Consider the following 12,330-nt stretch of genomic DNA (forward strand, 5'->3'; position numbering starts at 1 on the left):
CTCTAAGAATGGGCTATCAAATACAAAAAATAGCTTCCTGATTATCAGTAGATTATGAAATTGGTAGATGGAAGACCATAGTGGCTTCGCGCTCATTCGTAATTCTCTCATTCGTAATTCGTAATTGAATATTAGTCCATAGTTAGTAGTCTGTAGACCATAGTCGCTTCGCGCTCATTCGTAATTCGTAATTCTCTCATTCGTAATTAAAAAGCTTTGCGCCAATTCGTAATTCGTAATTGACCAATTCGTAATTAAAAAGCTTTGCGCCCATTCGTAATTCGTAATTGATCCATTCGTAATTATTTTTTCGCTACATTTCGTAGCCGTTTGATAAATATGTAATTTTGCGTCGGAAATTACAAACATTTTAGAATGAAGACTTTATATAATAGTATAATTGCCTGTTTGATGCTGGTTTCTCTGAGTTGTGCCCAACAAAAGGGACGAGGCGAGGCACCCAATGATGAGATACCTTTAGACAGCATGCTCTTTACGCTGGGCGTGGGGCAGGGTGAACTTCAATACAAAAAAATTGATGAAGCCTCAGGTCTGGTAGCAAGCCGAAGCAACCCTCACGCTTTGTGGACACACAATGATAGTGGAGGCAAGAATCGTTTATTTTTGATTGGCGATAAAGGAGAGCACCTTGCTGTGTACAAGCTTGAGGGCATCAAAGCCCGTGACTGGGAGGACATTACCCTTGGACCTGGACCTAAGAAGGGGGTAAACTATTTGTATGTGGGCGATATTGGTGATAACAAGGCGCGTTATGAAGAAAAAATGATTTATCGCTTTCCAGAGCCTGATGTAAGCAAAGTAAGTGGAGGAGTAAAAAAGAAAATTGAAAACAGTGCTATCGAAACCATTCGCTTTCAGTTTCCGGATGGCAACCGCGATGTAGAAGCCATGATGATAGACCCTGCCACCAAGGATATTTTCTTTGTGACCAAGCGTGAAGAAAACGTGCGGATGTACGTATTACGCTACCCTCAATCTACGACCGAACTAAACAAGCTCGAATTTATTGGCACCTTGCCTATGCATAAAATAGTGGCAGGAGATATTTCGCCCACTGGCAACGAAGTGCTTATTAAAGACTATGGCAATATATATTATTGGCAAAAAGAAGAAAATGAAGCGATAGAAGAGGTGCTCAAAACTCCACCAGTTCGCTTGCCTTATGAAGATGAGCCTCAGGGTGAGTCTATCGCCTGGAAGTTAGATGGGGCGGGCTATTATACCCTCAGCGAAAAGCGGTTCGAGATAGAGCCAGTATTGTATTTTTATAAGCGAAAGTAGCTCTTTTTAGTTGGTAGTTTTTTAGTCAGGAGTGCCTGCAAGGTACTGGGTTTTATAGCTTGCTGTGATGACCTCAACGTAGTTAAACAGGGTCTACCTAGTGGAGGCTATGCCGACACCCTGATTGCGGAGAATGCCGCTAATGTTCTTTATAAGTTACTGAAAATAAACGTGATAGAAAAAGCGTAGCTACTTAGGGAACAAGGTATACCTAAAACCTAGTCCCTAGTACCTTATCCTCTAAGTAAATGCACTATTTATTTAGGATGAGATTTGTTCTCTGACAAACTTCAAAAACCGATGGCTACAGCTTTGCTGTGCCGAGCTCTGCCAACGGCTAATTGAGCAGAGTTAGTTTACAATTCCGATGCATATCGGAACCGGAGCTACGCGATATTTTTGAAGTAAAGTCAGGGCGCGAATATCGCCGAAATAATGTGTCAGGTATTCAGAGGTTGAGGTACTAGAACCTCGTATGGACTATTAAACTAAATTTGCTATTTTTGCCCGATGTATCCGGCAAACCGGAAAAAAGAAGATAAGTATTATTTTAATTTAATGTAAGACAAACAAATCAATGCCAATGGATAGACCCATAGGCAAACGATTTGAACAAACGCAATGGATAAACCTGTAAGAGTACGATTTGCTCCAAGTCCAACTGGAGCCTTACACATTGGTGGTGTTCGCACCGCTTTGTACAATTATTTATTTGCCAAAAAAGAGGAAGGTACTTTTGTTTTGAGAATAGAAGATACTGACCAGGCAAGGTATGTACAAGGTGCCGAAGAATATATTATGCAAAGCCTCGAATGGTTGGGCATAGTGCCTGACGAGTCGCCAAAACATGGCGGAGAGTTTGGCCCCTACCGTCAATCAGAGCGCAAACACATGTACCGTCAATATGCCGAACAGTTGGTAAAATCTGGTCACGCCTACTATGCCTTTGATACTCCACAGGAACTGGATGCCATGCGTAAACGCTTAGAAGCGGCGAAATCTAAAAACCCTACCTATAATGCCATTACCCGTAAGGACATGACCAACTCGTTTACGTTGTCGCCCGAAGAGGTGCAAAAGCGACTTGAGTCGGGTGAACCTTATGTGATCAGAGTGAAAATACCCCACCGCGAAGAAGTACGCTTCAACGATGTAATCCGAGGTTGGGTAATGGTGCACGGCTCTACCCTGGACGACAAAGTGATTATGAAAGGCGATGGCATGCCTACCTATCACCTTGCCAATGTAGTCGATGATTATTTAATGAAGATTACCCATGTAATCCGAGGTGAAGAGTGGTTGCCCTCGTTGCCTTTGCACGTGCTGTTGTACCAGTTTTTGGGCTGGGAAGCTGACATGCCCCAGTTTGCTCACCTACCTTTGTTACTCAACCCTCCGGGCAAAGAAGGCAAACTAAGCAAGCGTCAGGCAGACAACCTCGGCGTCCCGGTGTTTCCGATGCCTTGGGCTGACCCCGAAAAAGGAGAAGCTTACTTAAACTTTAATCAAGCTGGTTTTTTGCCCGAAGCATTGCTCAACTTTTTGGCATTATTGGGCTGGAGCCCTGGCAACAACCAGGAGATGTTTGACATCAGTCAATTAGAGAAAGACTTTGACTTGACCAAAATAACCAAAGCCGGAATCAAGTTTGACTATGACAAAGCCTGTTGGTTCAATGAAGAATATATAAAACAACGTAAGCCCGAAGAGCTGGTGCCTTTGATGTTGGAGGTGTTTAAAGCCAATGGCATAGCCGTTGATAGCATTGGTGCAGAAAAGGCACTGCAAATTGTACAACTGTTTCAAAGTAGGGTAACCCTCATTCCTGATTTTTGGGATAAACTAGAGCCTTCAGGCAAAAGGTTGCCTCAGGGCAAAGTATTGTTTGTAACACCTACCGAGTATGACGAAAAAACGGCTCGTAAAAAATGGACTGGTGAAGCTGCTGATGTGGTAGATACCTACAAAGAGCATTTGACCAACCTTGACAATTGGGTAGCCGATGATATTAAAACAACTCTGGAGGCTATTCTTACTTCTAAAGGAGTAAAAATAGGCAAAGTAATGCCTGCGGTTCGTCTTGCGGTAACTGGTTTGAGCAAAGGTGCCGATTTAATGGCAACAATGGAGATCATTGGCAAAGAAGAAACGATTAAGCGCCTTGAAAATGCCTTGAATACCTTGGGGCAACAGGTGAGCTAATCATACTGATGGGCTGTTGGTCATTTTTAGTAATGAGAAGTTATTGGCGGCAGCCTGTTTTACTGTGCTGAGCAGTAGTATTGATAGAAAGTTAAATATAAACGGCTTTGTTGTTCATTGAATTTGTGATGCATTGCGAAACAATGGAACAACAAAGCCCTATAACAACATATACTATGAGCAAAGGAAAAAAGAAAAATAAGGTAAACCCTGAGTTGGAAGGTTTAAATGTAGAAGTAGATACTTTTGGCGAGATTAAGTTTAACTACAATATTGACAAAATCAATGAGTTTTTGGACAAGAATGTAGACGATAAAAAGCTGAACAACAAGCCTAAAGACAAAAAAACTGATGACCAGTAGGCGCTTGTTTAATGAGAAAATTTAAACAAGCTCTAAGGAATGATTGCCCTGTGGCAAATAGCATCAACTGCCCTAATCATTATAAATAACCACCTATCAATCAAACAATGAAATCGCACTCGGTACAATACAAAATTATTGGAGACTTTACCCAAATACTGGAAGTAAACCTACCTCCCGAAAAAACCATCATTACCGATGCGACTTTTTTGTTATACTTTGATGAAGAGGTAGCGCTCCAGCAACGCAATACCGATGGAGCAGATGAAGTAGAGGAGGAGATAGAAGAAGAACTGGAAGGTGACGAAGAAGGAAGGCTGGAGGGTGAATTAGAAGGTGATGAGTTTGGCGAAACACCAGAGAGTTTTGAGGATGAATTTGGCGAGGCAGACCCCTTTGCCGCAGATGACCCCGAACTTGAAGGATTGGATGATAGTATTATGGGCGACTTAGACGAAGGGGAAGAAGAGTTGCCTGAGACCGAGTTTGAGTCGGAAGAAGAGGTAGACCCCAGCAAGGGCAACCTCTTGGGCAAGCTCTGGACTGCCACCCGCAAAAAAGTACAGTCTATTAAGCTGGGAAGTGGGGGCAACCAAGATGATGAAGAAGAAAACGATGGGGAGTTTACACCTGATGGAGAAGGTGGTTTGCCTGAAGGTTTTGACCCCGAAAGCATTGGTGGTGAACTGGATGGAATAGATGAGGAAGGTTTGCCTGATTTTGACGAAGAAATGACCGAACCTGAGCCTGAGCCCGAACCTGTACCAGAACGTATATTTACCCACCTAAGCAATCAAAGCGAATTTATAAGAAAAGTAGCCTTGGCACCTGCACAGCCTTGCCACGTGTTGGATATTAATTTGGGCGAATTGGAAGACAAGGTGGTACATATTTGTAAGGGGAGTTTTATAGCGGCAGCCAAAGGGACTGAAGTAAGTACTTTTGCCGAAACCGATATTCTATTGCGTCCTCACCACGACGAGGGTTTGGTCATAGAAAAACTAGAGGGCGATGGCATGGTATTTCTCAAAGCCAAAGGCGATGTAGTAGAACGCATTCTCGAAGATGATGCCATTCGGGTAAACCTTGCTTCGGTGGTGGCTTTTGAGCCTTCTATAGAGTTAGACATGGACAGTATCCAAAGTCTGGAAAGTTTGCAAGACGCCGATCCGGTGATTTTGGTATTGTTTAGTGGGTCGGGGATGCTGTGGCTACAGTCCAACCAGATGACCCCTCACGTTATTCAACATATTACGCAACAGGTAGAGCCTGCATCAGTGACTGAAACAGCACCTGAGTTGCCGCCAGTAGCTATGTTTGATGCCAATGAACCTGACGAATCGCCAGAGCTTGAGTTGCCCAATATGGGAGACGAATTACCGCCATTGGATGGTATGGATGACGATATGCCCCCTATGCCTGATTTTGGTGAAGGAGACCCTCCAGAAGGAGAGACCTTGGATGTACCACCAGCCAATGACAAAAAAGCGGAAGAAAAGCCGGAAGCCAAAAATGATGACGACGATGATGATTTGCTACCCCCCGAAATAAGGGCATTGACAGATGGTGAAGATTAGCCCAGAGAGGCTGTAAAAATATTTTTAAGTCGTTGCACAGTTTCTTAGGAATGGTGTAAAAATAAAGTTCTATAGTAACGCCAAAATATTTTGTTGGCAGAAGAGGCAAAAAAACGCGTCATAGCAGCGCTACGGCAAGTTTTTTTAACGAATTCTGTCGGCGAAAGATGACGTTAAAAATGTAAATTTATTTTGGTACTATTCCTTAAAATAAATATTTACTTATTTTTGCACCGAATTTTTAACTGAGACTTAAAAAGTATAGAAGAAATTATGATACAACGTGTTCAAAGCGTGTTTTTGTCTATGGTGGTAGTGTGTATGGTTTGTACCTTCTTTTTTCCGGTACTTAAAAAAACCAATGCTCAAGGAGCTACTGTAGAGCTTAGCTATACCAAAATGACTTTTACCGCTAAAGATAAAACTCAAAAAACAACTCCTACTTTTTATATGGCTATTTTGGCTGCTTTAGCCGCAGTCACCTCTGTATTTTCTATTTCAAGCTTCAAAAAACGTTTATTACAAATGAAACTTGGCTTGTTAAACTCATTGTTGATGGCGGGTATTTTAGCCTTTACTATGTACTTTATCTCTCAGGGAGAAAAGTTTATAGGAATGAATATAGGGTATAAAAGCTTTGGCATAGGTTTCTTTTTGCCTGTGATTGCCCTGGTTTGCAATATTTTGGCAAATCGTTACATCCGAAAAGATGAGCGTTTGGTACGCGAATCGGACAGAATGCGCTAAAATAAGCTTAAATTTGCTACAAAAAGGCGGAATAACGAGTACTTAAAGTACTGATTATTTCGCCTTTTTAGTTAACGACCATAACCTATGCCTTTTTTAAATAAGAAATCAACAAGTTACCTGAGACTGAATTGATAGTTAAATAACCAACACCTATTGCTTATTAACCGATCCACTATTGCAATGAATTGAACCAGTTTTTTATTGCACAAGTACCAAAACCCTTGCTTTCCTATATTTATACTTTATTACGAGATATACTTACGCCCCCACATTTTATTCATCCTCATGGTTTAAATTGCCCCTTCCTAAACAACTACTGAGAGCACTCCCTCAATAGTACTATCTATGCCTATAAGTTAACCAAACCACATTTTTATTATAATGAAACTACTACAACAAAGACTGCTAACGTTGGTTGTATGGCTGAGTTTTGTTCACTGTGTACAAGCACAAGAATGGACACAACAAATGCAACAATCCAACCCCAATTTTAACACAATAAAAAAATCGTTTGACAATTACTGGAAAGACCGCCCCTACGAACGAGGACGTGGTTATAAACAGTACAAACGTTGGGAATACTTCTGGGAAAAACGGCTCTTACCCAACGGTAATTTTCCTCAGGCAGGCATCAAACAACAAGAGTGGAGCAAATACCTGCAAACCCACCCAAACTCCAACAAACAACGCACAACAAACAACACCACTGGCAACTGGACATCACTGGGGCCTAATTCTTCGCCGGGCGGCTACCAAGGCGTAGGTCGTATCAACTGTGTTGCTTTTCACCCATCCAATGTCAATGTTTTTTATGTAGGTACCCCTGCCGGAGGTCTTTGGCGAACCACCGACGGAGGAAATAGCTGGAGCTGCCTTACCGACAACTTACCCATTATTGGCGTATCTTCTGTGGTCATTCACCCTACCAATACCAACACCATATATATAGCCACCGGAGATGCCGACGGAGGCGACACTCCTAGCATTGGAGTAATGAAGTCTACCGATGGAGGCGCCAACTGGAGCAAAACCGGGTTGGACTGGTCAATGAGCCAGGGACGCAAAATTTCTGTATTGCTCATGCATCCAGCCGATGCCAATACTTTGATTGCAGCTACTTCGTCGGGTATTTATAAAACTACCAATGCTGGTGGCAACTGGACAAACACCAAAACGGGTAATTTTAGAGATATGGAGTTTAAACCAGGTGCACCTGCTACTATTTATGCCACGGGAAGAGATGGGAGTAGTAGTGCCCATCAAGTGTTCGTATCTAGCGATACCGGCGCCAGCTGGACCAAAAGCACTAATTTTAGCGGAGTAAACCGGATAGCCATTGCTGTGTCGCCCGCAAACGATGGGTTAGTCGCAGTATTGAACAGCGGTAATGATAATGGTTTTGCGGGTTTTTATGTGTCTACCAATAGCGGAGCTTCGTTTACCGAAAAGTTTAGCAAAGCCTCTAAAAACCTGTTAGGTTGGAAATCGGACGGGAGCGATAATGGAGGACAAGGCTGGTATGACCTAACACTGGCAATATCGCCTACCAATGCCAGCGAAATGTTTGTAGGAGGAGTAAATACCTGGAAAAGTACCGATGGTGGTGCTAGTTGGAACCTTAATAGTCACTGGTCGTGGGGCGGTGCTGGCATTCCTGTGGTGCACGCCGATAAGCACTTTCTAATGTACCACCCACAGCAAACCGGAACTTTGTTTGAGTGCAACGATGGTGGAATTTATAAAACCACTAACGGGGGAACTTCCTGGACTGACCTCACCAATGGTATGGTGCATACCCAGTTTTATAAAATTGGGGTATCACAAACCGACGCAAGCTATGTAGTAGCAGGGGCTCAAGACAATGGTACCAAACTAAGGGGAGGCACTGCCTGGACAAATATAGGGGGTGGCGATGGCATGGAGTGTATCATTGACCCTACCGACAAAGATATTCAATACTATAGTATATATAATGGCAAGGTTACACGAAAAGTAAACGGAACACGTAAAACGATTTCTGACAATGTGCCAGGCAGACCCAAAGGTGCTTGGGTGACGCCTTATGTATTAGACCCAAGCGACCCAAAAACTATAGTGATTGGCTATCAGGATGTGTTTCGCTCTAACGACCGAGGCGATAGCTGGACTAATATCTCGAATGGACAAACAGGTACCGCCAATTTAAATGCTGTAGCCATTGCTCCTTCTAACTCTAATACCATTTATGCAGCAAGTTACTATAAAATGTACCGCACTACCAATGCCAGTAGCTGGACAAATATCACCGCAGGTTTGCCTGTATCAAGTGGTTCTATTACTTATATAGTGGTGTCACCCTCTGACCCTAACACATTATGGGTAACTATCTCTGGGTACTCAAGTGGCAAAAAAGTATACAAGTCTACCAATGGGGGCAGTTCCTGGACAAATATTTCGGGCACTTTGCCCAACTTGCCTGTCAACTGCATTCTGCTTGATGAAGTAAGCAGCGACGAAAGCTTGTACATTGGTACCGACGTGGGTATATTTTATCGTAACAATACCCTGGGTGACTGGCAAGCGTTTAGCAATGGGTTGCCCAATGTGGTAGTCAGAGAATTGGAGATTCAGCGTTCGTCTAAAAAACTAAGAGCAGGTACCTACGGACGTGGTTTGTGGGAGTCTGATTTGTATGGAGTGGCATCAGCCGCAAATCCCCCGGTAGTCACCAGCTTTACTCCAGCCAGTGGCAACGTAGGCACTGTAGTTACTATTCAGGGGAACTTTTTTACCGGAGCCACTGCCGTGAAATTTAACGGCACCACCGCTACAGTATTCAATGTAGTATCAGACAGTAAAATTACTGCCACTGTACCCGCAGGTACTACTACGGGTAAAATATCGGTGATTACTCCTGGTGGAACAGGCAATAGTGCTGCAAATTTTATAATAGAAGTTTTACCCAAAATTATCAGTTTTACCCCTGGTGCAGGCAACGAAGGAATGGCGGTAGTGATTACCGGAGAAAACTTTGGGGCAACCATTGCTGCCAACACGGTGAAGTTTAACGGCACCGTAGCCATTGTAAGCAGCGCCAGCCCTACTCAACTTGATGTTACGGTACCTGCCAGGGCTACTACAGGTAAAATAACTGTAGAAGTAAATGGTAAGACTGCCACAAGTGCTACCGATTTTGTTATTACTACTAATAACTCTGATCCCGTAATTACTGACTTTACGCCCAAAGCAGGTACGATAGACACCGAGGTGGTGATTACCGGAGCCAACTTTGATCCCACGGCTACCAACAATACCGTGAAGTTTAACGGTACGGTGGCTATAGTAACTGCGGCTACTGCTACCGAACTGAAAGTAACTGTACCCAATGGAGCTACTACGGGCAAAATAACTGTAGAAGTAGGTGGCAAAACTGCGACCAGCACGGCTGATTTCACCATCATTGAAAATGCGGCTGACCTTGCCATTGCCGATTTTACGCCCAAATCGGGCATTATAGGCACTGAGGTAACCATTATTGGGGTAAACTTTGACCCAGTGGCTGCCAACAATACCGTGAAGTTTAACGGCACCGAAGCTGTAGTAACCGCGGCTACCACTACCGAACTAAAAACCAATGTACCAGTAGGAGCTACCACAGGAAAAATAAGTGTGGAAGTGGGCGATAAAATAGCCACTAGTACCGCCGATTTTACGGTGACCGAAAATGCTACCGATCCAGCCATTGCCGATTTTACCCCCAAAGAGGGTGCTAAAGATACGGTAGTAACTATTTTTGGGAACAACTTTGATGCAATTGCCGATAACAACACCGTGAAGTTTAATGGCACTGTAGCCGTGGTGATTGCAGGCACAACTACCGAGCTTAAGGCCACTGTACCTGCGGGTGCTACCACGGGTAAAATAAGCGTGGAAGTAAGTGGGGTAACCGCTACCAGTACCGCTGACTTTACGGTGTTAGACGATAGCAAAGCGCTTCAGTTCAATATCAAGCCCGCCAAAGTAATTACTCCCAATGGCGATATGATCAACGATACCTGGAAAATAGAAGGAATAGAAAAGCTCACCGATTATCATATCAGGGTATTCTCCAAAACCGGACAATTGGTGTATGAGTCTACCAAGTACGAAACGCCTTGGGATGGCACCGCCAATGGCAATTCGTTGGTGTCAGGGATTTATTATTACAACATTCAAATGAGTGCCCGTGGAGTAAAAGAAAGTAAAACCGGTTATATCACCCTAATCAAATAAAGTAATGTATTCGATTTATAAAATATTTCGTGTGTGTGCCCTGGTAGTCATTGCTCAATTATGGGCAACTACCACCCAGGCGCAGGTAGCCCCGGTGCAAAACCAGTTTTACCTCAACCCTTACATATACAACCCTGCCTGGGTAGGCAGTAACGATCAAAACCAATTATTTTTGGGAGTAAAAAAACAATGGGTAGGGGTAGAAGGTGCCCCTACTATTGCCACGCTTACCTATGAGCATGCCATGGAAGACAACCCTGCAAGTATGGGAGTGCAGGTGGTAAACATCAGTGAAGGACCCATCAATACCCTGGCAGCTAGAGTAACGGCTGGGTATCGCCTGGAAACCGGGTTGGATAGCTACCTGTATTTTGGTATGTCGTTGGGCTTGGTACACAACGCTTTTAATGCCAATGCCCTGGACGCTGCCAACGACCCATTGGTAATGGAGCAAAACGCCAATTCGGTGAGTTTTGATGGAGGCTTTGGTTTTGGTTATGAGTCTAACGGCTTAAGAATGGGGCTTGCCTTGCCCCGTTTTACTGCGCCCCGTCCTTTTGTAAAAAACAACGATGGCAAAGACCCTTACAGCCCCTGGGACTATATGATTGGTTCGTTGAGCTATACCTTTGAGCCCGACCTCGACTGGGAGTTTACACCCGCTTTTTTGTACCACATGCAAAAAGGATTTAACAACCAATGGGAACTGGGACTAACGGCAGCTTATCAGAAAAAACTCAACCTGGGCACCATTTATCGTCAAAACACCGGGTTGACTGTTTTGGCAGGCTTTAGCCTCAGCGACAACGTAAGTTTGAACTACATGTATAGCTTCTCAAGCCCTACGGCAAAATTGCCCAACGATAGCCACGAATTGGTGATTAGATTGGCAATGGGTAGAAAGGGGAGAAGATAGATATTTTAATCTCAATTTTGCAATGATGAGAAAAGCAAGACACTGATGCCTTAGAGCAGGTGTCTTGCTTTTTTTGTGGGCTTGCGCCAAAATTTAGAGTAAACCGATATTTGTCGATAACACCCTCTTTGTGTGAAGCCTTTTTTGAGCGTTTTTGCTACTCAAGGAAGGTTGGACTATTTGGTTGCTTATGAAGACACAAGCAACGGCGTAAGAGCAGCGTCAAACCCCATTCAAATGCCTTTTGTAGGGGCAATCCTTTATGGTTGCCCTAGCGTAGTAAATTTCATTGCCTGGCGCCGCGTAGTATTTTGAGCGTTTTTGCTACTCAAGGAAGGTTGGACTATTTGGTTGTTTTTGAAGACACAAGCAACGGCGTAAGAGCAGCGTCGAATCCCATTCAAATGCCTTTTGTAGGGGCAATCCTTTATGGTTGCCCTAGCGTAGTAAATTTCATTGCCTGGCGCCGCGTAGTATTTTGAGCGTTTTTGCTACTCAAGGAAGGTTGGACTATTTGGTTGTTTTTGAAGACACAAGCAACGGCGTAAGAGCAGCGTCGAATCCCATTCAAATGCCTTTTGTAGGGGCAATCCTTTATGGTTGCCCTAGCGTAGTAAATTTCATTGCCTGGCGCCGCGTAGTATTTTGAGCGTTTTTGCTACTCAAGGAAGGTTGGACTATTTGGTTGCTTGTGAAGACACAAGCAACGGCGTAAGAGTAGCGTCGAACCCCATTCAAACGCCTTTTGTAGGGGCAATCCTTTATGGTTGCCCTAGCGTAGTAAATTTCATTGCCTGGCGCCGCGTAGTATTTTGAGCGTTTTTGCTACTCAAGGAAGGTTGGACTATTTGGTTGCTTGTGAAGACACAAGCAACGGCGTAAGAGTAGCGTCGAACCCCATTCAAACGCCTTTTGTAGGGGCAATCCTTTATGGTTGCCCTAGCGTAGTAAATTTCATTGCCTGGCGCCG

At 43.8% G+C, this 12,330-nt stretch carries 8 protein-coding genes; 7 read left to right on the forward strand and 1 reads right to left on the reverse strand.

Translation table 11 applies throughout. The features are described from left to right. Positions 1–375 precede the first annotated feature (375 nt). The 7 genes from Q0954_RS29980 to Q0954_RS30010 all read left to right on the forward strand — a co-directional run bounded on the left by Q0954_RS29980 (position 376) and on the right by Q0954_RS30010 (position 11,360). Positions 376–1,302 carry a hypothetical protein gene (locus Q0954_RS29980; protein ID WP_299464284.1) on the forward strand — a complete coding sequence of 309 codons (927 nt, stop codon included), beginning with the start codon at positions 376–378 and terminating at the stop codon, positions 1,300–1,302. 621 nt (positions 1,303–1,923) lie between these two features. After that, the gene (gene gltX / locus Q0954_RS29985; RefSeq protein ID WP_299464287.1) at positions 1,924–3,504 is read left to right on the forward strand and encodes a glutamate--tRNA ligase; all 1,581 of its coding nucleotides are present in this window, start codon (positions 1,924–1,926) and stop codon (positions 3,502–3,504) included. Between the two features lie 176 nt (positions 3,505–3,680). Further along, the gene (locus Q0954_RS29990; RefSeq protein WP_299464290.1) at positions 3,681–3,866 is read left to right on the forward strand and encodes a hypothetical protein; all 186 of its coding nucleotides are present in this window, start codon (positions 3,681–3,683) and stop codon (positions 3,864–3,866) included. Positions 3,867–3,973: 107 nt separating this feature from the next. Beyond that, complete coding sequence (locus tag Q0954_RS29995) at positions 3,974–5,443, forward strand: AIM24 family protein (RefSeq protein ID WP_299464293.1); 1,470 nt, start codon at positions 3,974–3,976, stop codon at positions 5,441–5,443. 273 nt (positions 5,444–5,716) lie between these two features. Then, entirely contained in the window at positions 5,717–6,190 is a 474-nt protein-coding gene (locus tag Q0954_RS30000) for a DUF4293 domain-containing protein (RefSeq protein ID WP_299464295.1), read from the forward strand. Positions 6,191–6,574: 384 nt separating this feature from the next. Beyond that, positions 6,575–10,444, forward strand: a complete 3,870-nt coding sequence (locus Q0954_RS30005) for an IPT/TIG domain-containing protein (protein WP_299464298.1) — start codon at positions 6,575–6,577, stop codon at positions 10,442–10,444. A 4-nt stretch (positions 10,445–10,448) separates the two neighbouring features. After that, positions 10,449–11,360: a type IX secretion system membrane protein PorP/SprF gene (locus Q0954_RS30010; RefSeq protein WP_299464301.1), complete on the forward strand. Its 912-nt coding sequence runs from the start codon at positions 10,449–10,451 to the stop codon at positions 11,358–11,360. A gap of 761 nt (positions 11,361–12,121) precedes the next feature. Here Q0954_RS30010 and Q0954_RS30015 read toward each other — a convergent pair. After that, the coding region (locus Q0954_RS30015; protein ID WP_299464304.1) for a hypothetical protein at positions 12,122–12,330 on the reverse strand (209 nt) is incomplete at its 5' end.

Origin of the sequence: uncultured Microscilla sp., from assembly GCF_947493425.1 — a bacterium.
Classification (GTDB): Bacteria; Bacteroidota; Bacteroidia; order Cytophagales; family Microscillaceae; genus Microscilla.